This window comes from Enterobacter quasimori (genome assembly GCF_018597345.1).
Classification (GTDB): domain Bacteria; phylum Pseudomonadota; class Gammaproteobacteria; order Enterobacterales; family Enterobacteriaceae; genus Enterobacter; species Enterobacter mori.
The window spans coordinates 1,116,401-1,139,120 of record NZ_JAHEVU010000001.1; the positions used below are offsets into that span (position 1 = coordinate 1,116,401).

Annotated in this window: 24 protein-coding genes; 8 read left to right on the top strand and 16 right to left on the bottom strand. The window is 56.4% G+C overall.

All coding sequences use genetic code 11. The annotated features are described in order from the left end of the window. Positions 1 to 7 precede the first annotated feature (7 nt). Both gspD and gspC read right to left on the bottom strand, forming a co-directional pair. On the bottom strand, positions 8 to 1,927 hold the full coding sequence (gene gspD / locus KK102_RS05380) for a type II secretion system secretin GspD (protein ID WP_216357122.1): 1,920 nt from the start codon (positions 1,925 to 1,927) through the stop codon (positions 8 to 10). A 13-nt stretch (positions 1,928 to 1,940) separates the two neighbouring features. Continuing rightward, positions 1,941 to 2,672 carry a type II secretion system protein GspC gene (gene gspC, locus KK102_RS05385; protein WP_216357123.1) on the bottom strand — a complete coding sequence of 244 codons (732 nt, stop codon included), beginning with the start codon at positions 2,670 to 2,672 and terminating at the stop codon, positions 1,941 to 1,943. Positions 2,673 to 2,972: 300 nt separating this feature from the next. Here gspC and KK102_RS05390 point away from each other — a divergent pair, with 300 nt between their 5' ends. Then, a complete protein-coding gene (locus KK102_RS05390; RefSeq protein WP_216357124.1) occupies positions 2,973 to 4,538 on the top strand; it encodes an ExeA family protein in 1,566 nt (521 codons plus the stop codon). Then, positions 4,538 to 5,164: a hypothetical protein gene (locus tag KK102_RS05395; protein ID WP_126543550.1), complete on the top strand. Its 627-nt coding sequence runs from the start codon at positions 4,538 to 4,540 to the stop codon at positions 5,162 to 5,164. The genes KK102_RS05390 and KK102_RS05395 overlap by 1 nt, the downstream gene beginning before the upstream one ends. On the opposite strand, the gene KK102_RS05400 is transcribed toward KK102_RS05395, so the two are convergent. From KK102_RS05400 to KK102_RS05410, 3 genes are all read right to left on the bottom strand, one after another. Further along, positions 5,165 to 5,788 carry a helix-turn-helix domain-containing protein gene (locus KK102_RS05400; protein ID WP_126543549.1) on the bottom strand — a complete coding sequence of 208 codons (624 nt, stop codon included), beginning with the start codon at positions 5,786 to 5,788 and terminating at the stop codon, positions 5,165 to 5,167. 272 nt (positions 5,789 to 6,060) lie between these two features. Next, on the bottom strand, positions 6,061 to 6,891 hold the full coding sequence (locus KK102_RS05405; RefSeq protein WP_126543548.1) for an N-acetylmuramoyl-L-alanine amidase: 831 nt from the start codon (positions 6,889 to 6,891) through the stop codon (positions 6,061 to 6,063). After that, positions 6,888 to 7,211 (bottom strand): heavy metal-binding domain-containing protein, encoded by a 324-nt coding sequence (locus KK102_RS05410; protein ID WP_006174327.1) that lies wholly within the window; start codon positions 7,209 to 7,211, stop codon positions 6,888 to 6,890. The genes KK102_RS05405 and KK102_RS05410 overlap by 4 nt, the downstream gene beginning before the upstream one ends. A 97-nt stretch (positions 7,212 to 7,308) precedes the next feature. On the opposite strand from KK102_RS05410, the gene KK102_RS05415 reads away from it, so the two are divergent. The 6 genes from KK102_RS05415 (at position 7,309) to artJ (ending at position 11,830) form a co-directional block, all read left to right on the top strand. Beyond that, positions 7,309 to 7,827, top strand: a complete 519-nt coding sequence (locus KK102_RS05415; protein WP_216357125.1) for a lipoprotein — start codon at positions 7,309 to 7,311, stop codon at positions 7,825 to 7,827. 226 nt (positions 7,828 to 8,053) lie between these two features. Then, entirely contained in the window at positions 8,054 to 8,782 is a 729-nt protein-coding gene (gene artP / locus KK102_RS05420; protein ID WP_119934911.1) for an arginine ABC transporter ATP-binding protein ArtP, read from the top strand. Between the two features lie 19 nt (positions 8,783 to 8,801). Next, positions 8,802 to 9,533, top strand: a complete 732-nt coding sequence (gene artI / locus KK102_RS05425; RefSeq protein WP_020689903.1) for an arginine ABC transporter substrate-binding protein ArtI — start codon at positions 8,802 to 8,804, stop codon at positions 9,531 to 9,533. Positions 9,534 to 9,539: 6 nt separating this feature from the next. Beyond that, positions 9,540 to 10,256 (top strand): arginine ABC transporter permease ArtQ, encoded by a 717-nt coding sequence (gene artQ, locus KK102_RS05430; protein WP_126543546.1) that lies wholly within the window; start codon positions 9,540 to 9,542, stop codon positions 10,254 to 10,256. After that, positions 10,256 to 10,924, top strand: coding sequence for an arginine ABC transporter permease ArtM (artM, locus tag KK102_RS05435; RefSeq protein ID WP_010429086.1), 669 nt, complete (start codon positions 10,256 to 10,258; stop codon positions 10,922 to 10,924). The genes artQ and artM overlap by 1 nt, the downstream gene beginning before the upstream one ends. A gap of 174 nt (positions 10,925 to 11,098) precedes the next feature. Beyond that, a complete protein-coding gene (artJ, locus tag KK102_RS05440) occupies positions 11,099 to 11,830 on the top strand; it encodes an arginine ABC transporter substrate-binding protein ArtJ (RefSeq protein WP_021240923.1) in 732 nt (243 codons plus the stop codon). 86 nt (positions 11,831 to 11,916) lie between these two features. Here artJ and KK102_RS05445 read toward each other — a convergent pair whose 3' ends face one another. The 11 genes from KK102_RS05445 to nfsA form a co-directional block, all read right to left on the bottom strand. Then, positions 11,917 to 13,386: a sensor histidine kinase gene (locus KK102_RS05445; RefSeq protein WP_216357126.1), complete on the bottom strand. Its 1,470-nt coding sequence runs from the start codon at positions 13,384 to 13,386 to the stop codon at positions 11,917 to 11,919. Next, positions 13,370 to 14,077 carry a response regulator transcription factor gene (locus KK102_RS05450; protein ID WP_216357127.1) on the bottom strand — a complete coding sequence of 236 codons (708 nt, stop codon included), beginning with the start codon at positions 14,075 to 14,077 and terminating at the stop codon, positions 13,370 to 13,372. Before KK102_RS05450 ends, KK102_RS05445 begins: the two co-directional genes overlap by 17 nt. A 105-nt stretch (positions 14,078 to 14,182) precedes the next feature. Continuing rightward, positions 14,183 to 15,322, bottom strand: a complete 1,140-nt coding sequence (gene rlmC / locus KK102_RS05455) for a 23S rRNA (uracil(747)-C(5))-methyltransferase RlmC (RefSeq protein WP_126543542.1) — start codon at positions 15,320 to 15,322, stop codon at positions 14,183 to 14,185. 40 nt (positions 15,323 to 15,362) lie between these two features. Further along, positions 15,363 to 15,836: a YbjO family protein gene (locus tag KK102_RS05460; protein ID WP_126543541.1), complete on the bottom strand. Its 474-nt coding sequence runs from the start codon at positions 15,834 to 15,836 to the stop codon at positions 15,363 to 15,365. A gap of 65 nt (positions 15,837 to 15,901) precedes the next feature. Then, positions 15,902 to 16,747, bottom strand: a complete 846-nt coding sequence (potI, locus tag KK102_RS05465) for a putrescine ABC transporter permease PotI (protein ID WP_028012508.1) — start codon at positions 16,745 to 16,747, stop codon at positions 15,902 to 15,904. Next, positions 16,744 to 17,697, bottom strand: a complete 954-nt coding sequence (gene potH / locus KK102_RS05470; protein ID WP_042716351.1) for a putrescine ABC transporter permease PotH — start codon at positions 17,695 to 17,697, stop codon at positions 16,744 to 16,746. Before potH ends, potI begins: the two co-directional genes overlap by 4 nt. A 9-nt stretch (positions 17,698 to 17,706) precedes the next feature. After that, complete coding sequence (potG, locus tag KK102_RS05475) at positions 17,707 to 18,840, bottom strand: putrescine ABC transporter ATP-binding subunit PotG (RefSeq protein WP_042716353.1); 1,134 nt, start codon at positions 18,838 to 18,840, stop codon at positions 17,707 to 17,709. Positions 18,841 to 18,938: 98 nt separating this feature from the next. Beyond that, a complete protein-coding gene (potF, locus tag KK102_RS05480; protein ID WP_126543539.1) occupies positions 18,939 to 20,051 on the bottom strand; it encodes a spermidine/putrescine ABC transporter substrate-binding protein PotF in 1,113 nt (370 codons plus the stop codon). A 351-nt stretch (positions 20,052 to 20,402) separates the two neighbouring features. Next, positions 20,403 to 20,879, bottom strand: a complete 477-nt coding sequence (locus KK102_RS05485; RefSeq protein WP_003858385.1) for a YbjN domain-containing protein — start codon at positions 20,877 to 20,879, stop codon at positions 20,403 to 20,405. Positions 20,880 to 20,942: 63 nt separating this feature from the next. Then, positions 20,943 to 21,845, bottom strand: coding sequence for a 30S ribosomal protein S6--L-glutamate ligase (rimK, locus tag KK102_RS05490; RefSeq protein ID WP_216357128.1), 903 nt, complete (start codon positions 21,843 to 21,845; stop codon positions 20,943 to 20,945). 64 nt (positions 21,846 to 21,909) lie between these two features. Further along, the gene (nfsA, locus tag KK102_RS05495; RefSeq protein ID WP_042716355.1) at positions 21,910 to 22,632 is read right to left on the bottom strand and encodes a nitroreductase NfsA; all 723 of its coding nucleotides are present in this window, start codon (positions 22,630 to 22,632) and stop codon (positions 21,910 to 21,912) included. Positions 22,633 to 22,720 lie beyond the last annotated feature (88 nt).

The window sequence follows — 22,720 nt, forward strand, 5'->3', positions numbered from 1 at the left end:
CTCCGCCTTAGTGTTTAAACGGGTTACGCGATGCGCTGGTTTTCACCGGCGCGGCGCTGGCGTCGACGGGAAACGCGGGCAGTATCGCGTTATCCGCTGGCTCAATAATCCCGAGCTTTTTCTCTTCCACACGCTGCTGCTGGCGGGCGCGGATCTGGTCATATTTCTCTTTCGAGGCCGCGCTGTAGTTGTCGTCGTCGCGCAGAACGGTGGTATGGATAAACACCATCAGATTGCGCTTCGACGTATCCTGCGAGGTGTAGCGGAACAGCTGGCCGACCAGCGGGATATCGCCCAGCAGCGGCACTTTGGAGACCGACTGCTTGGTGACGTTCTCCATCAGGCCGCCGAGCACCACCGTCTGCCCGCTGTGCACCATCACTTCGTTGTTGATGGTGCGCGTGTTGAAGGTTGGACCGAGGCTGGCGTCCTCCGTCGCGCTGTTGTCGACGCTGGAGACTTCCTGCTCAATCTTCAGGTGGATCATGTCGCCGTCGTTGATCTGCGGCACAATTTTCAGCTTGGTACCGACCGTCTTGCGCTCAACGGAGTTAAAGACGTTGTCGCCGCTGGTGGTCTGGGAGCCGGAAAGCACCGGCACGTCCTGACCGACGTTGAACGACGCCTCTTTGTTATCCAGCGTCACGACGCTTGGCGTGGAGAGAATATCGTTTTTGCCGTCGGTGGAGAGCGCGGTCATCAGCGCCCCGAAATCGCCGTTAAAGAAGCCGGTCGCAAGGCCGGTGAAGCTCGCCCCCTTCATGGTGCCGTTTTTAATCTGGCTGATTGGCAGGCCGGTGGAGCCGAACTGCACGCCGCCGTGCTTGCTGGTCCACTGCACGCCGAGATCCAGGCCGTTACCGTCCTGCACTTCAGCAATGATCGCTTCCACCAGCACCTGCGGACGGCGGATGTCGAGCTTGTCGATCACCTTCTCAAGCGAGTTCATCACGTTAGGCTGGGCGGTGATCACCAGCGAGTTGGTTGATTCGTCGGCGGTAATATTCAGATCCGTCGAGGCGCTCGTGGTTTTCGCTTTTGCGCTACCCGGCTTGTCCTTCAGCTGTTCGCCAATCCCGGTCAGCACCGGCACCACCTTCGTGGCGCTGGCATATTTGAGATAGAAGACGCGGGTATTCCCCTCGTTGTTCTGCTCGCGATCCAGCTGATGGATCAGGGAGCGGGTACGCATGCGCGCATCTTCCGAGCCGCTGATCACCAGGCTATTGGTTTCGTCATCCGCCACCACTTTGGTCGCCAGCTGCGGCGCGTTCTGCCCCTTCTGCTCTTCGTTGTTGAGGTTGTTCAACATGTCGGAAAGCTCTTTGGCGGAGGCAAAGCGCAGCGGCACAATCTCGCGTCGCTGAATACCGTCTTTATCGACGCGCTGCACCAGATCCACCAGGCGGTTCACCACCGAGGCTTTACCGGTCAACAGCAGCACGTTGGACGGCTCAAAGTGCACCACGTTGCCGATGCCGGTGGCATCGTTGAGCTGACGCAGCAGCGGGGCCAGTTCACGTACCGGCACGTTTTCCATGCGCACCACGCGGGTGATGATCTCATCGCCCTTGCCAGGGTTTTTGCTGTCCGCCAGCGGCGCGCCCGCGGTGCGGGCTACGCTGGAGCGCACCACTTTAATCATGCCGTTGTCCATCGGGATCACCGACAGGCCGTACAGATCCAGCACGCTCAGGAAGAACTGGTAATACTCATCTTCCGTCAGCACGTTGTAGGTTCGCACCGACACCGAGCCCTGCACGGACGGGTCGACGAGAATAGTTTTATTCAGATTGCGGCCTACCGTATCGATAAACTCGCGGATATCGGTATTTTTAAAGCTCGCGCTAAAGTTGGCTGCAAGCAGCGAACTTGAATATAACGACAATGCGGTCAGCGCCACGCACGCCCAGGGAAATTTCTTCATGTCTTTACACTTGTTAATTGTTTAGAACATTAACCCGAATATTTTCAAGGTGAGCGTGACGTCTGACGACGACCTCCGCCTCTTTCATTTTCGACCAGCTGGCAATAATACTTTTTGCCTTTGCTTCATCGGTCATATCGACAGAATTCACTTTTACCGCCACATCACCTTTTTCCAGCCCTGAATGGCTGTAGAAGGAGGAGGCATTCCGTGGATTAATGTTGTAGCCTTCCAGCTGGCCCTTTTCGATTAACGGCTTTAACACCAGATAATCATTAAGATGCACGCTTTCCGCGCCTGCATCTTTCGTCGATTTGCTTACCGGGCCGCTGTCGACGCCGCCCTTAAAATAATCAGGCTTATTTAACGCCAGTACCTGCGTAGCACCTTCGTAATTAACCACCACATTGTCTTTGTTTATTTCCTGAATAAAGGCATCGTCGAAGCCGGTCAGCGGCTCGCCTTCACGGTAGCTCTTCTGACCACCCGGCGTTTTGATGACGGCGAACGAAAGCCAGGCGTCATCGCTGCGCACTATCCCTTCGATTTCCGCCGCCAGCGGGACTTTCGCGGCGGCTGGCAGGTTGTCCTGACGTACGGCCGCCGTAAAAAGGGTGAGTGTCTGTTCGTTACGACGCGTTTTCAGCGGCTGCGCATCAGAATTAGCCAACTTATTCGTAACCTTTTTATAATCTTTAAACGTCAGATATCCTTGCTGGCCGCAAAAAATTAACAGCGCACACATAATGCAAGGCGTTATCCACCGTGACAGAAATGAGAATCTCATTTTTCATCTGGCCTTTAGCAAAGCGAAAATAAGCAGCGTTGTACTGCGCCAATAGGTGGGAAAATAGTAATTATCTGGTGCTAATACGACCACCGGCTTCGCCACTAACTTTCATAAAGAAAAATATTGACCGTATAAAATCCAGATGTTAGGCCTCACCGGCAGGATATTTTTACCCTGTACGTAAATTGACCCTTCCTTGGCGTTCCCTTACTTTCTCGTCCTGTTGCTATTCCTAATCAGAGACGGTAAGTCGTTATGTATCAGAGCCACTTTAATTTTAAAAATCCGCCCTTTCGGAATATCGTCCGGTTATCCGGTGATTTTCTGGTGCCTTATCATCAGGACGTGTTCAACCTTCTGAAAGAGAAAGCCCAACAGGCGGGGATTAGCGGCCTCTTTTCAGACGACGCCCAGCTGTTGAGCCAGTTCAGCAATGCGCTGAAATTCGCGACTCCCGGCGTGCTTGCCATCAATGCGTTTCCCAAACTGAGCGCCAGTAGCCTGCTGTACAAGCTCAGCCCGGGGACGAAAGAGAGCAAGAACAGTATTCAGGCGGTGGATGCCGTGCTGCGTCAGTGGCAGGAAGGGAAAGCGAAAGCCAAAGTGCTGGTAATCGCCCATACCGAAGCGATGAAAGACAACTGCCGGAAAATCCTGGCGATGCTGCTCACCCGCGCTCAGGAGCTGGATTTCCGGCTGTCCGTGGTGTTGATGGGCGCGGCGGATCAGGAAGCCGTTCTGAAGCAGCAGCCTGAACTGCGCGAATACGCGCACACGCATCATGTCTTGCGTCCCCTGACCTGCCGGGAATGCCTGAGCTATGTTCAGGCGCAGTGTGAAGAGCACGGGTGCGATACTTCGCCGCTAACGCCGGTGCGCGTGCGCAAGATGCATGCCCTGACTAAAGGGAATATCAGCAAGCTGAACGAGCTGGCGCACCTGTCGCTGCTGGCGGCCTGGACCGAACGTGCAAGACAGGTCAGCCCGCGTCATTTACGCCTGGCGGCAGGTGAGACCCTGCCCGCGACAAAACACGGTAAGCGCCTGGCAACCGTGGGCTTATTCGCGTCCGCGCTTTTTGCCGCCTGCGGCTGGTATTTGACGACCTCTGTTAGTGCAAGGCTGCCGGTTCAACTGCCCGTTCCCGCCAGCTGGCAACACCAGACGCCAAAAGCACTGGCGCCCGTGGTGCCGGTTATCGACAATGAAGTTGTGAATCAGCCGGACGCCATGCATCAGCTTTATCAGATGTGGGGGTATGACGCCTCGGCGGAAGATGTCCTGTGTCAAAACGCCGCGAAGGTGAACCTGATGTGTAAACAGGGGAACGCCTCGCCGGATGCGCTGGCACAGGAAGGCTATCCGTGGGTCAGTGAACTGAAAACCGGCAACCACCTCAACTATGCCGTGGTCGCTCGCGTTGGGGATACCTCTCTCGATCTGCTGATGAACAACCGTACCTGGCAGGTAAGCCGCAGCTGGTTTAACCAGCATGCGACCGGCAATTACACCCAACTGCACCGCCTGACGCCGGATGGCAAAGACGCCATCAGCGCCGCCAGCGGTGCAAAAGACCTGGGGTGGCTTGACCAGCAGCTGAGCGTAGCCCTTAACCAGCCGGAAACCCATTCCCGGACCTGGACGACGGAGCTGATGAAACGCACCCGAGAGTTCCAGCAAAAAATGCATCTGCACGTGGATGGAATCCCTGGTGAAGATACGCTGATGCAGTTAATGAGAGAAACCGATACCACGCCGAGCATATTAATACAGGCCTCGCGTTCCACACCGGACGCGAAAACGCAGGAGAAGCATTCCTGATGTCTACCATCTGTCTTGCGGCTCAGCGCAGCCACGCTACCGGGGAGGCGGTCTGGTTTTCGTACCGCGTCCCCAACCTGAGAAAAGTCTTCGGTTACACTCTTTTATGGATGTTGGGCCTGTGCGCCATGGTAATGGCGGGGCTGTACGCGCATATATACTGGAACCTGCGACACCCTGCGCCAGAACCGGTAAAAGCGAGCGTCGCCAAACCGGAAACGCAGCTTTCGGATATGCACTACGTGTACGTGAGCAAGCCGTTCCCGCATCCGCATCCGAAACCCGCACCGGTGCAGGCAGACATCCCTGCCATGCAGGATCTGCCGATTAACAGCGACGATGCCGACTGGCAGCAAGCGCCCGACGGCGCGGAACCGCACGATACGTCGCGGGATACATTACCCGGCACCGAAGCGCATGATGTCGCGCCCGCCAGTACAGGCGGTGAGGATGCCTCTTTAACCGAGTTGTTTAAGCAGGCGTTAAAAGAACAGGAGCAAGATTATTCGCAAGGCAAAATTCCCGCGCCGCCGGTAGACGAAACGCAGGATAATTCGCAGACGAGAGTGCAACATAACGTGGGATCCCGATCTCCTTTGAGTGAAAAAGGAGATCGGCTGGAATAGTTAGTATTTTTCAGGCAACGTGGTCAGATTAAGGAGTCGTCCTTTTTCCACCACAATATATTGACCTTTTTTGAGGTCGGAGAGGATTTTAATAATGGTACTGCGCGCCAGGTTGGTGTATTCCTGAATATAGTCGTAAATATTAATATCGCGCTGATGATGAACAATCAGTTCATTAATCTCGTACAAGAATTCACGCACAACGGAGTAAGCGCTGCGGGCAACCAGCACATCGTCACGTTTGCTCAGCATGCAGATGTACCAGGAGAGCACTTTGGTCAGTTCAGGCCATAAATTGTTATCCGTCATCAGCTGTGAGAAGGTCTCTTTTTTAATCGAGCGCACCACGGTGTTGGCGCGAACGAGGCCGTACATATGGGTTGAATTGTAGTACATAGAAGAGAGACCAAAAATGCACTGACCCGTCACCGTGAACATACACAGTTCGTCAGATTCGCGGCGGAATTCAACCTCACCGCTGACGATAATATGAATATATTGTGAATCAGTCGTAGATATTTTCTGCCATTTCTTTAAGGTTTTTTCTTCAAAACCTGAGGTAGCAGAAATAATCGCGCTCATTTCATTTTGCGGACGTAATTTTTTTGCATAGATGCTTAACATTGTTATACCCGATTTAAGATGTGAATTTTACAATTTCAGGCATAAGGCAAAAAAAAAAGCCTTAACCTTCGAATATTTTCCTAATGAAATTCTCAATGAGAAAAATAAAAAGTGAATGCGATATATTTATTTGCTGCATTACTTAGCAAGCTATGTGTCTATCTTAAATCCGGATAATTTTAAGTCAATTAACTAAAAATGAATTGAGTTTGTACTTAAGATTAATCTTAAGAGGGCGGGATAAGCTAAGGCATTCGGGGGCATCCGAAGGATCACCCCTGCCCGTATTTCTCCAGAAGCGCTTCGGCAATGGCCATCGTTTCAACATCCGCGACGCCGTTCCACAGGTCAGGCCGGAAATGCATCTGAAACGCCATGATGATGCGCTTTTGCTGCGCCGGGGTGCTGTCAACCGGCACCTCATAGCCATACCGCGCGAGGAGATCGAGTAATGCCCCGGTCTCCACCTGCTGATAGCGCGGACGCCCGTTAATATAGAACGCGACGCGCGCCGGATCGGGCCATGCGCCAATACCCTGCTGAGCAAGCTGTCGCCACGGGAAGAGCGGACCGGGATCGTCTTTACGCTGCGGGGCGATGTCCGAATGAGCCACCACATTTTCAGGCCTGATGTTGTAGCGGGCAATAATGTCGTTGGCGAGCGGCACCAGCGCCGCAATTTGCGCAGGCTCAAAAGGGGTAAAGTGCTTAACGCCAGCCGTTTTTTGCCAGCCACGGTTCTCCAGCTCAATCCCCACGGACGTATCATTGATACGGTTAGTGCCGCGCCAGAAGCTGATCCCGGCATGCCACGCCAGTTCGCTTTCAGGCACCAGCTGCCAGATGCGCGGTTTTCCATCCGGCGCGGGGGGAATAGCGGGGATCAAATAGTGGGAACTGACGTTTTTATCCGTTAAGGTCGCCAGCGAACTGTCAAAATCATCCGCGGTATAGTGGATCACCAGCACCTTGATACGCGGATAGGCCGCCTGCGCCTGGTGGCGGGTATCCAGCTCGTAAGCACCTTTATCAATAACGCCTTTTTCCGTGGCGCACCCTGCCAGCAGCAGCGCCAGCAGGAGCGTTGAAAGCGAACGCTTCATCGACGGGTTTTCACCGCCGTGCCGCTTACGCTCACCATCAGCATGCTGGCATCTTTACCGACCGTTTCGTAGTCGATATCAATACCCACAACGGCATCAGCGCCCAGCGCTTTTGCCTGCTCGCCCAGCTCTTTAAAGGCAATTTCTCGGGCCTTACGCAGTTCTTTCTCGTAAGCACCCGAGCGTCCGCCGACGATGTCGCGAATACCGGCAAAAAAGTCGCGGAAGATGTTGGCGCCCAGAATCGCTTCGCCCGTCACGACGCCGCAATACTCGGTAATCGGCTGCCCTTCCAGGGTTGGGGTGGTTGAAAACTGCATACTTTCTCTCCTTCTTTAGCGTTCAATGCCTTACCACCAGCATTATCGGTTCGTTACGCTATGATTGAAAGGATAGTTAATAAATAAGGAAATCAACATGCGCTACTCTGCTTTAACGCTTTTAGTGCCTTGCGCGCTGGTGCTCAGCGCGTGCACCACTCCGGTCACGCCAGCCTTTAAGGATATCGGTACCCGCAGCGGCCCCTGCATTGACGGTGGCCCGGATACCGTGGCGCAACAGTTCTATGATTATCGTATTCAGCACCGCGGTAACGATCTTACTGCCCTTCGTCCGTATTTGAGCGACGGTCTGGCCAAATTGCTGAACGATGCGGCCCGCGATCCGCAGCATAACGCGCTGCTTCAGTCGGATCCGTTCTCCAGCCGCGCAACGCTGCCCGACAGCGCCGACGTCGCGAGTGCTTCCACCATCCCAAACACCGATGCGCGGAATATCCCGCTGCGCGTGAAGCTGACGCAGGGCACCCAGTCCTGGCAGGATGAAGTGCTGATGATCCGCGAAGGCCAGTGCTGGGCAGTCGACGACGTACGCTACATTGGCGGCAGCGTTCATGCCCCGGCAGGCACGCTGCGACAGTCGATAGAGAACCGCTAACTCATCAGTTAAATAATTGTTAACCCCGTAAAATGTCCGGCATTTCTCGCGGAATGCCGACATTTATACTCGCCCCCCTTACCCTTCGCTATTTTGTGCTATGTTTAAGAGGAAACACGGGTTATATTTAACTTTTAACGCAGAAATATTGCATAACTATTCTGTCAACGGTACTATCTGCGGCCTCAATTGCTATAGATTGCCTGGATGAGTAAAGACTGCCCCGATGAGTATTAAACTAAACGGCATTAACTGCTTCTACGGCGCACACCAGGCGCTGTTCGACATCACGCTGAACTGCCCAGAGGGCGAAACGCTGGTTTTGCTTGGCCCAAGCGGCGCAGGCAAAAGCTCCCTTCTGCGTGTCCTTAATCTGCTTGAAATGCCCCGCTCGGGTACGCTTGCCATTGCCGGTAACCATTTTGATTTTGCGAAAACGCCGTCTGATAAAGCGATTCGTGAACTGCGTCAAAACGTCGGCATGGTCTTCCAGCAATACAATCTCTGGCCGCACCTGACCGTGCTGCAAAACCTGATTGAAGCGCCGTGCCGCGTGCTCGGTTTAAGCAAAGACCAGGCGATGGCGCGCGCCGAAAAGCTGCTGGAACGTCTGCGCCTTAAGCCGTACAGCGATCGCTATCCTTTACACCTCTCCGGCGGACAGCAGCAGCGCGTAGCGATTGCCCGCGCGCTGATGATGGAGCCTGCGGTGCTGCTGTTTGATGAACCGACCGCGGCGCTGGACCCGGAAATCACCGCCCAGATCGTGAGCATTATTCGCGAGCTGGCGGAAACCAACATTACCCAGGTCATCGTGACCCATGAAGTGGAAGTGGCGCGCAAAACCGCCAGCCGCGTGGTTTACATGGAAAACGGGTATATCGTTGAGCAAGGTGACGCGAGCTGCTTCACGAACCCGCAAACCGATGCCTTCAAAAATTACTTATCTCACTGATGTGTTAGGGAAAATGATAATGAAAAAAGTATTGATTGCCGCGCTGCTTGCTAGCGTCAGCCTTTCCGCTACCGCAGCCCAGACCATTCGTTTCGCCACCGAAGCGTCTTATCCTCCGTTTGAATCCATCGATGCGAACAATAAGATTGTTGGCTTCGACGTGGACCTGGCTAACGCCCTGTGTAAAGAGATCGACGCGACCTGTACCTTCAGCAACCAGGCGTTCGACAGCCTGATCCCAAGCCTGAAGTTCCGCCGTATCGACGCCGTAATGGCCGGGATGGACATCACCCCTGAGCGTGAAAAGCAGGTGCTGTTCACCACGCCTTACTACGACAACTCCGCGCTGTTCATTGGTCAGAAAGGTAAATTCACCTCTGTCGATCAGCTGAAAGGCAAGAAAGTCGGCGTACAGAACGGCACCACGCACCAGAAATTCATTATGGATAAGCATCCGGAAATCACTACCGTTCCGTATGACAGCTATCAGAACGCGAAGCTGGATCTGCAAAATGGCCGTATCGACGGCGTATTTGGTGATACCGCGGTGGTGACTGAATGGCTGAAAGCCAACGACAAGCTGGCGCCAGTGGGCGACAAAGTGACCGATAAGGATTACTTCGGTACCGGTCTGGGGATTGCCGTTCGTCAGGGCAACACTGAGCTGCAGCAGAAATTCAACGCTGCGCTGGAAAAAGTGAAGAAAGACGGCACCTACGAAACCATCTACAAAAAATGGTTCCAGAAGTAATTCCTGATGAATGAAATTCTACCCTTAGCAAGCGCCGCCGGGATGACCGTCGGCCTTGCCGTTTGTGCACTGATTATCGGCCTCGTGCTGGCGATGTTCTTTGCGGTGTGGGAATCAGCAAAATGGTTCCCCGTCGCCTGGACGGGTTCCGCACTGGTGACCGTGCTGCGCGGACTGCCGGAAATTCTGGTGGTCCTGTTTATCTATTTCGGCTCCTCACAGCTGCTGCTGACGCTGTCGGACGGCTTCACGATCAATCTTGGCTTTGCGCAGATCCCGGTGCAGATGCAGATTGAAAACTTCGACGTCAGCCCGTTCCTGTGCGGCGTGATTGCCCTCTCCCTGCTTTACTCTGCCTACGCGTCACAAACGCTGCGCGGGGCGCTGAAGGCGGTTCCGCAAGGACAGTGGGAATCCGGCCAGGCGCTCGGCATGTCGAAAACGGCGATCTTTTTCCGCCTGGTGATGCCGCAGATGTGGCGTCATGCCCTGCCAGGCCTGGGTAACCAGTGGCTGGTGTTGCTGAAAGATACCGCGCTGGTGAGCCTCATCAGCGTGAACGATTTAATGCTGCAGACCAAAAGCATCGCCACCCGTACCCAGGAACCGTTTACCTGGTACATCGTGGCGGCGGCGATCTACCTGGCGATCACGTTGCTGAGTCAGTACATCCTCAAACGCATCGACCTGCGTGCAACGCGTTTTGAACGGAGACCGGGCTGATGCTTGACTACTTACCCGAGCTGATGAAGGGGCTGCACACCAGCCTGACGCTGACCGTCGCGTCCATCGTCGTGGCGCTGATCCTGGCCCTTATCTTCACCATCATCCTGACGCTGAAAACGCCGGTGCTGGTATGGATCGTTCGAGCCTACATCACCCTGTTTACCGGCACGCCGCTGCTGGTGCAGATCTTCCTGATTTACTATGGCCCGGGCCAGTTCCCGTCGCTGCAGGAGTATCCGGTTATCTGGCATCTGCTCTCTGAGCCGTGGCTGTGTGCCCTTATTGCGCTCTCATTGAACAGTGCGGCCTATACCACCCAGCTGTTCTACGGGGCGATACGCGCCATCCCGGAGGGCCAGTGGCAGTCCTGCGGGGCGCTGGGCATGAGCAAGAAAGACACGCTGGCGATCCTGCTGCCGTACGCCTTTAAGCGCGCGCTCTCCTCCTACTCCAACGAAGTGGTGCTGGTGTTCAAGAGTACCTCACTGGCCTACACCATCACGCTGATGGAGGTGATGGGCCACGGACAGCTGCTGTATGGACGCACCTATGACGTAATGGTGTTCGGCGCGGCGGGTCTGGTGTATCTGGTGGTCAACGGTCTGCTGACGCTGATGATGCGCCTGATCGAGCGTAAAGCGCTGGCGTTTGAGCGCAGAAATTAACCACGCGAATGCATAAAACGGTATTCATAAAGCGGGTAACCTGATGGGTTATCCGCTTTTTTTTTGCAACAAACACAATATTTAATCATTTTTATTGCATACAAATTCATTAGCTGGCATTGTACATCCAGGCCGCAGACACGGCGCATCAATAAGACAGACGGGAGCATTACAATGAAAAAGTTAGTTCTGGCCGCATTACTCGCCACCTTCGCCGCTGGCGCATCCGCTGCGGATAAAATCAATTTCGGCGTTTCCGCCACCTATCCGCCGTTTGAGTCGCTGGATGCCAGCAACCAGATCGTCGGTTTTGATATCGATCTGGCGAAAGCGCTGTGCAAACAGATGCAGGCCGACTGCACCTTTACTAACCATGCTTTTGACAGCCTGATCCCGTCGCTGAAGTTCAAAAAATACGACGCGGTGATCTCCGGGATGGACATCACCCCTGAGCGCAGCAAGCAGGTTGCGTTCACCGACCCGTACTACGCCAACTCGGCGGTGGTGATTGCGAAGAAAGGGGCGTATACCTCCTTCGACCAGCTGAAAGGCAAACGCATCGGAATGGAAAACGGCACCACGCATCAGAAATACCTGCAGGACAAGCATCCGGAAGTGAAAACCGTGGCCTATGACAGCTACCAGAACGCGATTATCGACCTGAAAAATGGCCGTATCGACGGCGTGTTCGGCGATACCGCCGTGGTGAACGAATGGCTGAAAACCAACCCGCAGCTTGGCACCGCAACGGAGAAAGTGACCGATCCACAGTACTTCGGTACGGGCCTCGGCATCGCGGTACGTCCGGATAACAAAGCCCTGCTGGAAAAACTGAACGGCGCGCTGAAGGCGATTAAAGCGGACGGGACGTATCAGAAAATTAGCGAGCAGTGGTTCCCGCAGTAATAGTTTTTGCCGGGTGACGGCTGCGCCTTACCCGGCCTACGGGGGGAGTTGTAGGCCGGGTAAGCGCAGCGCCACCCGGCACTCTCTCACAACGGCACGAAGAACCTGAACCGCGCCCCGCTCACCGACTCCATCAGCCTGATCCCGCCCCCGTGCAGCTCCAGCATCCGTTTCACGATTAACAGCCCCAACCCGCCGCGATTCTCTCTCGACGCCTGGGTATTGAGCGCCGACGGCCGCTGGAACAGATCGTCGCGCAGCGAGGCATCCACGCCCGTTCCGCTGTCGGCCACTTCGACCTGCAGCCGTTCATTCTCTTGCCAGACCGCCAGACGAATTTCCCCACCGGTCGGCGTATGGCGCATCGCGTTATCGAGCAGGTTGGTCACCACGCGTTCGATCATCGACACATCGGCGTTTATCAGCGGCAGCGGCCCCGGCACGTCAATATGCAGATTGACCTCTCGCGTGCGGGCGGTGAGCTCAAACTTCTGCGCCACGTCGGAAATCAGCTCTGCCATCGCGAACCGTTCGCGCTGGGGTTTAATACCGCCGTGCTCAAGGCGCGCCAGCTCAAACAGCTGCTGCGAAAGATGCCGGACCTTTTGACCCTGACGCAGCGCGGTAGCGAGATACTGCTGGTGCTCCTGCGGCGTCAGCGTGGCGGATTTGAGCGACAGGGTTTCCAGATAGCCCAGCAGCGAGGTCAACGGGGTACGGAGATCGTGCGAAATGTTGGCGATAAACTCCCGGCGCTGGCGATCGCTGTCGGCCAGCTGGTCCCACTGGCGGGTGATTTTGCGCGCCAGCTCGATAAAGCTGTTGCGCAGGATCGCCACTTCATCTTTTGCCGCCGCGTCCGGCGCCTGTGCCGCCAGCAGCCTGATGGCGCTTATGCTGTCCTGCTCCAGCCCGGCCACTTCCACCGTCAGCTGTTTGACCGGACGCGTAACCCAGTACCAGACCAGCAGCCCTGCCAGCAGCCCAAACAGCGCGACCCACAGCAGTGACCACAGCACCGTGCTCCACAACGCCTTGTGCCAGGCCATTTCTGCCAGGGCGTTTGACTCCTCGCCCTGCAAGATAATGTACAGATAGCCTTTCAGCTCGCCGTCCTGCCGCAGCGGCGTGGCGCTAAAGACTTTTTGATTTTGACTGCGCGGATCGTCGCCCAGTACCGGCATGGCGGTGCCGCTCAGGAAGCTCTGCACCGGTGCCAGGTCGATTTTTTGCCGCTGAATATGGCCCGGCGGCGCGGCGTCGGCGAGGATATCGCCGTCCGGGGAGACAACGTACAGCTCAACGCTCGGATTAAAGGTCATCAGCCGACCAAACAGCGGCTTGAGTGCCGTTCGGTCGACCCTGCCCTGCGCGTCCAGAATCGGTTCGCGCTGGACGATCTGCTGCGCCAGCCCGCCCGACAAACGCTGCACCATCGCGTTACCGTACTGCATGCTGCTGTAGAGCTGTACCGCGCAGGCGACGGCGGCGCAGAGCATCATCAGCAGGATGAAGAGTAGCGTCAGGCGCTGGCTCAGGCTAAAGCGACGCATCATGCTGCGGCTCCGCAAATTTGTAGCCCTTGCCCCAGACGGTGCGAATGATCTCCGGCTCGGCGGCGTCCTTCTCTATCTTGATGCGCAGGCGGTTGATATGGGTGTTGACGGTGTGCTCGTAGCCTTCGTGCTGGTAGCCCCAGACCTGCTCCAGCAGCGCCAGACGCGAAAAGACCTCGCCGGGATGACGGGCAAAGAAGTAGAGCAGCTCGAACTCGCGAGGAGTGAGATCCACCACCTGACCGTGAAGCAGCACGCTGCGCGCCAGCGGATCGATAGTCAGCCCGTGCGCCTGAATGTGTCCGTCGGTTTGCGCCTGCCCCATCGCCTGCTGGCGGCGGAACAGCGCTTTGATGCGCGCAATCAGCTCCTGCACGGAGAACGGTTTTGCCAGATAGTCGTCGGCACCGGTTTCCAGCCCGGTGATGCGGTCGGTTTCGCTGCTGCGGGCGCTGATGATGATCACCGGCAGGTAGCGCGTCATCTGACGGATGCGTCGGCAAATCTCCAGACCGTCCACGTTGGGCAGCATCAGGTCGAGGATCACCGCATCCCACGGCTGTGCTTCAAGACGCTGCAGGGCGCTGCCCCCGTCGGGCTCGTGGGTGATGGCGTAGCCTTCGTCTTCTAAATTGAGCCGCAGAAGCGCCGCGATATCGTGGTCGTCTTCCACCAGCAGGATCTGCTTCATGGGTAAGCCTTCATTCATTTCTTATGACGTAAGCTTACCTGATTTCGAGCGGGGGAAGAGTTCACATTTTGTTGAAGATTGTGCGGGGTTCATGCCGGGTGGCGGCTACGCCTTACCCGGCCTACGGGTCAACAACGTCAACACTTCATAATGTGCGGTATGCGGGAACATATCGAAAAGCTGCACGCGTTCAATGCGGTAGCCCGGCAGGTTAGCGATGTCTTTCGCCATAGTCTGCGCGTTGCAGCTGGAATAGATGATGTATTCCGGCGCCATCTGGCTCAGGTAGTCGCACAGCGCATTGCCGATGCCGCGGCGCGGCGGGTTGACCAGCACCAGCTCAGGCACGTTGCCCTGGCCGGTGGCGAACTGCGTGGAGTCCAGCGCCTGGAAGCGCAGATTCGTTAACCCGAGCTCGGCGGCGGACTGTTTCGCGCAGGCAATCGCTTCGGCAGAAATCTCAATCCCGGTGAGCTGCATCTCCGGCGTCGCGCAGTGCAGCCCAAAGCCGCCCACGCCGCAGAAGAGATCCCACATATGCTGGATGTTTAACGCGCGAACCCAGTCGCGGGCGGTGGCGTACAGGCTGCTTGCCACGGTCGGGTTCGTCTGGAAGAAGCTTTGCGGGCGGATCCACAGCGGCACGCCGTTGAAATTTTCGGCCAGCGCGTGCTGGTCGGTGAAGAAAATCTCTTTCTCCCCTTCCATGATCGCCATATGCACCGGCTGAATATTTGCGGTAATGACCTTAAGCTGCACAAGCTGTTCCTGCAGCCACGGCAGCGCCGCGCGAAGCTGCGCCAGCTTGGCTTCCGAGCGCAGCACGAAGCGCAGCATCATGCCGCCGTCGATCTGGCTTTCGGTCAACAGAAGGTACTTCAGCTCGCCGCGCTTGCGGGCCACGCTGTAGGGCGTTAACCCCGCCCGCGCGATAAACGGCTTAAGCGCCGCAAAGACCGGCGCAAAGGAGGCGGGATACAGCGGGCAGTCGGTTAAGTCTTCCGGCGTGCCGTCGCGGTGCAGCATCCCCAGCAGCGGTTTTTCCACGCTGCCGCTGACCACCATTTTGGCTTTGTTGCGAAAGCCCTGCTCCGGGCCGCTGACGGGTGCGCACCACTCGCCCACCGCGTGTGCTGCCAGCAGCTGTTGCAGGTCGGCCATTTTGGCGATGAGTTGTTGAGAGACCGGCTGTTCTATCCACTGGCAGGAGCGGCAGCGTCCGGCGTCAAAGAGTGCGCACTGCATATGAAAACCTTAAGAATCACGAGGGCTGCGATTATACACATTATTGCAGGCGGAAGAACCGCCGGCTGGACGCCGGAACGAAGAGCAGGCAGAGCACCAGCATATCCGGAAGCTTTTGCATCACCAGCGACTGGAAAATCTCCCGCCGGGAGCCGCCGGGAATGCTAAACAGTTCAGGATAGCCGTAGCCCAGCGAAGCCGCCCACAAGTAACCCGCAGCAATGATTTGCGTCAGCAAATAGACCCAGCGCGCCCAGTTGCGCCCTTTGACCAGCGAGAAAGCACAGTAGATTTCAATAAACACCAGCACCAGGCTGCTTAAAAAAACCAGCGTCAGATTCCACGTCTGTACGCTGCGATGAATGAATTCACCGATGCCGCGGGCGCCTAAGGTGTTCAGAATCATCAGCACGTCCAGACAGCGGATCATAATAATGGCGAGCGCCGCCACCTGCACCAGCGCAGGAACGTTTGGACGAGCATGCGTATGACGTGTTTTTTGAAAGAATCCCAATGTTTTACTTCCCTGAAAAACAGTGCCGCGTCATGCGCGGCACTTCACTGGAAATTTTAAATGCTTCAGCCGCGTCTTGCACGCTGGATATCACGCACCCGCTGTTTTTCCGCGCGCGCCATCAAATACCAGGCGATAAATCCGACAATTCCGACTACGCCGAGGATAATTGACGCCAGGGCATTGATCTCCGGATTCACCCCCATGCGCACGCTGGAGAAGACCAGCATCGGCAGCGTCGTCGCGCCCGGCCCGGAAACGAAGCTGGCGATAACCAAATCGTCGAGCGAGAGCGTAAACGCCAGCAGCCAGCCGGAGATCACCGCCGGCATAATCATCGGCAGCGTGATGATGAAGAAGACCTTCAGCGGCGTGGCGCCAAGATCCATCGCCGCCTCCTCAATGGAGCGATCCAGCTCGCGCAGGCGCGACGAGATCACCACCGCCACGTAGGCGGTACAGAAGGTGACGTGGGCCAGCCAGATGGTGAGCATCCCGCGATCCGCAGGCCAGCCGATGGCGTGCGCCAGGGCAACGAACAGCAGCAGCAGCGACAGGCCGGTGATCACGTCCGGCATCACCAGCGGGGCGGTGATCATAAAGGCAAAGCCGTTCGAACCGCGAAAACGCCCGAAACGCACCATCACCAGTGCGGCGATGGTGCCCAGCACGCAGGCCATCGTCGCCGCCAGTGCGGCTATGGTCAGGCTCAGCCCCACCGCGCTCATCATCGCATCGTCATGGAACAGCTCGCTGTACCAGCGCGTTGACCAGCCCGCCCAGACCGTTACCAGCTTAGAGCTGTTGAAGGAGTAGATCACCAGCATCAGCATCGGCGCATACAGGAAGGTAAAGCCAATCACCAGAATCAAAATTCGCCACGGGGAGCGCACTACCGGTAAGTTGTTCATCCGTGGTCTCCCATCTGTTTTTGCTGATGCTTGTGGAACCACATGATCGGCACGATCAGCAGCAACAGCATCACGATCGCTACCGCCGAGGCTACCGGCCAGTCGCGGTTATTGAAGAACTCCTGCCACAGCACGCGGCCAATCATGATGCTGTCCGGACCGCCGAGCAGTTCCGGGATCACAAACTCCCCCACCGCCGGGATAAAGACCAGCATTGACCCGGCGATAATGCCGCCTTTGGTCAGCGGGACGATGACGCTGAAGAAGGTTTTTAACGGACGCGCGCCGAGATCGAGCGACGCTTCCACCAGCGAGTAATCAATGCGGGTCAGGGCCGTGTAAATCGGCAGCACCATAAACGGCAGATAGGCGTAAACAATCCCGATATAGACCGCAAGGTTGGTATGCAGAATGGTCAACGGCTGGTCGATCACCCCGAGCCACATCAGAAAATTATTCAGTATGCCGTTGTTTTTCAGGATCCCCATCCACGCGTAAACGCGGATCAGGAACGAGGTCCACGACGGCAAAATTACCAGCAGCAGCAGGATGTTACGCGTCGACGGCTTGCTGTGCGCCACCGCCCAGGCCAGCGGATAGCCCATAAGAAGGCAGCAGATCGTCGAGATCGCCGCCACCTGCAGCGACTGCAGATAGGCTTCAAAATAGAGCGGATCGTCGGTGAGCTGCAGGAAATTGCCCAGGTTTAAGGTCAGCGTCAGCTGCCCGTCGGCCCAGTCCAGCAGGTTGGTATACGGCGGGATCGCCCGCGCCATTTCCGCCAGGCTGATCTTGAAGACGATCAGGAACGGCAGCAGAAACAGCAGGATCAGCCAGATATACGGCATGGCGATGACCAGCTTGCGGCCATGGTTCATCTGCATGCGCGCCAGCCAGTGGGCAAAGCCGCCCGGTTTTTTGACGCGGGCTGGAGGTTCAAGTGTACTCATGATCGCTCCTTATACCGTCAGTACGACGCAGCTGTCCGCGTCCCAGCACAGGCGCACTTCGTCGCCCCAGGTCGGCTGTCCCTTGCGATAGCGGTGTTCGTTCTGCAGCTGGGCGCTGAGCATTTGTCCGCTTTTCAGGCGCACATGGTAAATAGACAGGTCGCCCAGATAGGCTATGTGCACCACTTCCCCGACGGCAAAGTTATAGCCATCGGCAGGCGGATCCTCACAGAGCATGATCTTCTCCGGACGCAGGGCAACGTAGACCGGCACGTTATCTAACACCGAGTTATCAGAGTCGACCTTAAGCGGATGCTGCAGCCCCGGCGATTCGATGACCAGTCCATCCTCCTGACGATCTTTCAGCAGCCCTTCGAAGACGTTAACCGAGCCGATGAACTCCGCGCTGTAGCGGGTGGTCGGATGCTCATAAATCTCTTCCGGCTCGCCGATCTGCACGAACTTGCCGCGGTTCATGATCGCGATACGTCCGGCCATGGTCATGGCTTCTTCCTGATCGTGGGTCACCATCACGCAGGTCACCCCCACGCGCTCGAGGATATCGACCACTTCGAGCTGCATGCGGTCGCGCAGCTTTTTATCCAGCGCGCCCATCGGTTCGTCGAGCAGCAATAATTTCGGACGTTTTGCCAGACTGCGGGCCAGCGCCACGCGCTGACGCTGGCCGCCGGAGAGCTGATGCGGTTTACGCTTCGCGAACTCCTGCATGTGCACCAGGCTCAGCATCTCAGCCACGCGCGCGGTAATTTCAGCCTTCGGCAGCTTGTCCTGCTTCAGGCCGAAAGCGATGTTCTGCTCCACCGTCATGTGCGGAAACAGCGCGTAGGACTGGAACATCATGTTAATCGGGCGCTGATACGGCGGCACGCTGGACAGGTCTACGCCGTCCAGCACGATTTGCCCGGCGGTAGGCTGTTCAAAACCGGCCAGCATACGCAGCAGGGTGGATTTCCCACAGCCGGATGCGCCCAGCAGGGCGAAGATTTCGCCTTTGTAGATCGTCAGGCTGACGTCGTCCACGGCATGCTGGCCGTCGAAAGATTTGGTGAGGTTACGTATTTCAAGCAGCGGGGTCAGCGCTTTACGGACTTTCGCCTGCGGGCGGGGGATCGCGTCATTCACGGGGTGTTCTCCGGTAGAGATCAAATCATGGTGCAGGCGCACCAGAACGGTGCGCCTGTTGCCGGGGGCGCTTCGCTTGCCCGGCCTGTGACAAAGGGTTATTTACCGCTTTTCACCTTGGTCCACGCGCGGGTACGCACGCGGTCAATTTTTGGATCCTGAACTTTCAGGGTGAAGAGCTTGGCGAACACATCCGCAGGCGGATAAATCGCCGGGTTATTGCGGATCTCTTCGCTCACCAGCGGCACGGAGGCCTTGTTACCGTTCGCGTAGTAAACGTGGTCGCTGATGTGGGCGATCACGTCAGGACGCATCAGATAGTTGAGGAACTGATAGGCTTCGTCTTTGTTTTTAGCGTCAGTCGGCATCGCGAAGACGTCAAAGAAGGCCAGCGCCCCCTCCTTCGGAATGAAGTAGGAGACGTTCACGCCGTTTTTCGCCTCTTTCGCGCGGTTAGCCGCCTGCCACACGTCCCCTGCCCAGCCGATCGCGACGCAGATGTCGCCGTTCGCCAGGTCGTTAATGTACTGGGAAGAGTGGAAGTAGCGAATGTTTGGACGCAGCTTCAGCAGCAGATCGGTCGCCGGACCGGTGTAATCATCGGCTTTATTGCTGTTCGGGTCTTTGCCCAGGTAGTTCAGCACGGTCGCGAAAATCTCTTCCGGCGCATCGAGGAAGGAGACGCCGCAGCTTTTCAGTTTCTCAAGGTTTTCCGGCTTCAGCACCACATCCCAGCTGTCCAGCTTGACGTCCGGGCCGAGCGCCGCTTTCACTTTATCGACGTTGTAGCCGATACCGGTGGTCGCCCACAGATAAGGCATCGCGTATTTATTGTCCGGGTCGTGCTTCGCCACCAGCTTCAGCACTTCCGGGTCGAGGTTTTTCCAGTTCGATAATTTGCTCTTATCCAGCGGCTGGAAAACGCCTGCGGTCAGCTGACGCTCGAGGAAGCTCGCAGAGGGCACGACCAGGTCAAAACCGGTGCTGCCCGCCATCAGCTTTCCTTCCAGCACTTCGTTGGAATCAAACACGTCATAGACCACTTTAATGCCGGTCTCTTTTTCAAAGTTTGCGACCGTGTCCGGCGCAATATAGTCAGACCAGTTATAAACGTGCAGCGTTTTTTGTTCCGCAGCGAGCGTGCCGGCAGAGACGGCCATCAGAGCACCCGCAACCAGACCCGATAACCATTTTTTATTCAAGGCGATCATAGTGTTATTCCTTCTGAAAGCTCGTTAACAAACGAACCAAAACTGTGCAATCTGGATATATGCAAAAATCATGCATAGTTTGTCGCTCTGCTCAAAATAAAAAGAAACCTCTTTACCCGGCAGCTTCCGCTCGCTTTTTGAAGCATCGCAAGAATAACTGTAGCCCGTGTCCCCGGCTATAGCCCAGACGAAAAAACGCCTTTTATCAATTTTTTATGCAGGTTAAGTCTACGTGATAAGCCGAAACGGCCTTCAGGGAGGTGAATAATTCTTTAAAGAAAGGTTAAAAGCAGCAGAAAAAATGGCCTTCTGCAGCCGCCATGGCAGCGACTGCGCAAAAGTCAGACAGGCTTAGTGAAGAAAATTGGGAGATGCATCATTATTCTCTGCGTCATCTTCCGCGCTATACAGCAGATGATGTGCATTGGCTTCCATCATCACCATCGAAATTTGCTCTTCGCTCAGGCGCATAAACCAGGCGAACTGCTTGAACGACAGCCCTGCCCCGGAGAATAAAGACTGGCAAACGACCAGTTTTGGCAGATTATCATCCTGTATGTCGAGAAATGCCTTCACCGTCAAAGAACTGGCATTGATCGCCGACAGGTCGGAGGCCAGCGCCAGCAGCGCGGACGGCTTCACTTCGGCCAGCGCGGAGAAAAGGATCACGTCGTTAATGAGATCGATTTTGGCATCGAAAATGCCGTCGAAATTCTGCATATGAGGCAGATGCAGCGCCTGGCAGGAATCGCATTCGAAGAACGTAATTCCGGCATCATCAAGCCATTGACGTAACGTATCCAGTGTAGGTACGACCTGTAAATCCATCGCTGTGCAGCCTCTTAAATAAAAACTTTGCATAGATTACGCAAAAAGCGTGCTCAATACCATTTAACCGCCCGTTTTCAGACAGTACCCCGGCGTGGCATGACGCTCGATCCATGCGATCATTTTACCCGCAATATCGACACCTGTGGTTTTTTCCACGCCTTCCAGCCCCGGTGAGGCATTGACCTCCATGACCAGCGGCCCGCGTGTCGCCCGCAGAAGATCCACCCCGGCCACGTCCAGCCCCAGGGTTTGCGCCGCTTTCACCGCAATTTCCCGCTCCCGGTCGCTGATATCGGCTATACGCGCGACGCCGCCGCGGTGAAGGTTAGAGCGGAAATCACCCTCTTTCGCCTGACGCTCGATTGCGGCCACCACCTCGTTTCCCACGACGAAGCAGCGGATGTCGCGCCCTTTGGCCTCTTCGATGTACTCCTGCACCAGAATATGTGCATTCAGACCGCGAAAGGCGTCAATCACGCTTTCCGCCGCCTGACGCGTCTCTGCCAGCACCACGCCAATGCCCTGGGTGCCTTCCACCAGCTTGATGACCAGCGGCGCACCGCCGACCATGTCGATCAGGTCGCTGGTGTCGTCCGGTGAATGGGCAATCCCGGTAACGGGAAGATCGATCCCCTGACGGGCAAGGAGCTGCAGCGAACGCAGCTTGTCGCGGGCGCGGGAAATGGCGACAGATTCGTTGAGCGGATAGCTGCCCAGCATCTCGAACTGGCGCAGCGCGGCGGTGCCGTAATAGGTGATCTGAGAGCCGATGCGGGGGATCACCGCATCGAAATGCGGCAGCTTGCGGCCTTTGTAGTGAATCGACGACGCTGCCGGGTCGATGTTCATATAGCAGGACATCGGGTCGAGGATCTCAACCTGATGCCCGCGTTTTGCCGCCGCCTCACGCAGGCGCTTACATGAATAGAGCGTTCCATCCCGGGACAATATGGCAATTTTCACCCTGCACCTCTCTGAAGACATGGATAAAGCCTGCATATCATACACGAGGCGCAGGAGGAATGGACTACCGCGTCGCCCAGCCCTGTTTATGAAGATAATCGAGAATAAACGGGCGGTTTTCTTTAATGATCGTGCGACGAATATGGTCAGTCCAGGTATCGCGACGGTTATTGCTGCCGCGCGTCATATAGTAGTTCGCCAGCTCTTCATCGTATTGATTCAGGACATCCTGATCGACCGGCTGGTAGTGGTTCTCATGCACCAGCATCGCCGCAGGAATACGCGGCTTCAGGTCCGGGTTATCCGCAGGCCAGCCGAGGCACAGGCCGAACAGCGGCAGCACGTGTTTTGGCAGCTTCAGCAGCTCGGTCACGCTTTCGATGTTATTACGCAGGCCGCCGATGTAGACGCCGCCTAACCCCAGCGACTCCGCCGCCGTGAAGGCGTTTTGCGCCATCAGCGCGGTATCCACCACGCCCAGCAGCAGCTGTTCGGCCAGCCCCAGTTCGGCTTCAGGGCAGATTTGCAGATGGCGGTTAAAGTCGGCGCAGAACACCCAGAACTCTGCCGCCTGCGCCACATGCTTCTGCCCGCCGGTCAGCGTGACCAGCTGCTCGCGCATGGCCGGGTCGGTAATGCGGATAATCGAACTGCACTGCAGGAAGCTGGAGCTGGAGGTCGCCCTGGCGCTGTCAATAATCGCGGCACGCTGCGCCTCGGTAATTGGCTCATCGGTGAAGTGGCGAATGGAACGGTGGGACTGGAGCAGGTCTATGGTTGGCGTCATCTTCTCTCTCTTTATCTTGCTAAAACCTTATGGCAGCCAGTATAGGCAATGATGTGCGCGGTGTAATTGGCGAAACATAGCTCATAGA

Coding starts and splice junctions, on each gene's coding strand:
- potI (WP_028012508.1), bottom strand. CDS start 16,747: ATGAACAACTTACCGGTAGTGCGCTCCCCGTGGCGAATTTTGATTCTG.
- KK102_RS05400 (WP_126543549.1), bottom strand. CDS start 5,788: ATGTTAAGCATCTATGCAAAAAAATTACGTCCGCAAAATGAAATGAGC.
- artM (WP_010429086.1), top strand. CDS start 10,256: ATGCTTGACTACTTACCCGAGCTGATGAAGGGGCTGCACACCAGCCTG.
- artJ (WP_021240923.1), top strand. CDS start 11,099: ATGAAAAAGTTAGTTCTGGCCGCATTACTCGCCACCTTCGCCGCTGGC.
- KK102_RS05405 (WP_126543548.1), bottom strand. CDS start 6,891: ATGAAGCGTTCGCTTTCAACGCTCCTGCTGGCGCTGCTGCTGGCAGGG.
- potH (WP_042716351.1), bottom strand. CDS start 17,697: ATGAGTACACTTGAACCTCCAGCCCGCGTCAAAAAACCGGGCGGCTTT.
- KK102_RS05410 (WP_006174327.1), bottom strand. CDS start 7,211: ATGCAGTTTTCAACCACCCCAACCCTGGAAGGGCAGCCGATTACCGAG.
- potF (WP_126543539.1), bottom strand. CDS start 20,051: ATGATCGCCTTGAATAAAAAATGGTTATCGGGTCTGGTTGCGGGTGCT.
- artI (WP_020689903.1), top strand. CDS start 8,802: ATGAAAAAAGTATTGATTGCCGCGCTGCTTGCTAGCGTCAGCCTTTCC.
- KK102_RS05415 (WP_216357125.1), top strand. CDS start 7,309: ATGCGCTACTCTGCTTTAACGCTTTTAGTGCCTTGCGCGCTGGTGCTC.
- artQ (WP_126543546.1), top strand. CDS start 9,540: ATGAATGAAATTCTACCCTTAGCAAGCGCCGCCGGGATGACCGTCGGC.
- gspC (WP_216357123.1), bottom strand. CDS start 2,672: ATGTGTGCGCTGTTAATTTTTTGCGGCCAGCAAGGATATCTGACGTTT.
- rlmC (WP_126543542.1), bottom strand. CDS start 15,322: ATGCAGTGCGCACTCTTTGACGCCGGACGCTGCCGCTCCTGCCAGTGG.
- KK102_RS05485 (WP_003858385.1), bottom strand. CDS start 20,879: ATGGATTTACAGGTCGTACCTACACTGGATACGTTACGTCAATGGCTT.
- KK102_RS05445 (WP_216357126.1), bottom strand. CDS start 13,386: ATGATGCGTCGCTTTAGCCTGAGCCAGCGCCTGACGCTACTCTTCATC.
- nfsA (WP_042716355.1), bottom strand. CDS start 22,632: ATGACGCCAACCATAGACCTGCTCCAGTCCCACCGTTCCATTCGCCAC.
- artP (WP_119934911.1), top strand. CDS start 8,054: ATGAGTATTAAACTAAACGGCATTAACTGCTTCTACGGCGCACACCAG.
- KK102_RS05395 (WP_126543550.1), top strand. CDS start 4,538: ATGTCTACCATCTGTCTTGCGGCTCAGCGCAGCCACGCTACCGGGGAG.
- KK102_RS05450 (WP_216357127.1), bottom strand. CDS start 14,077: ATGAAGCAGATCCTGCTGGTGGAAGACGACCACGATATCGCGGCGCTT.
- gspD (WP_216357122.1), bottom strand. CDS start 1,927: ATGAAGAAATTTCCCTGGGCGTGCGTGGCGCTGACCGCATTGTCGTTA.
- KK102_RS05390 (WP_216357124.1), top strand. CDS start 2,973: ATGTATCAGAGCCACTTTAATTTTAAAAATCCGCCCTTTCGGAATATC.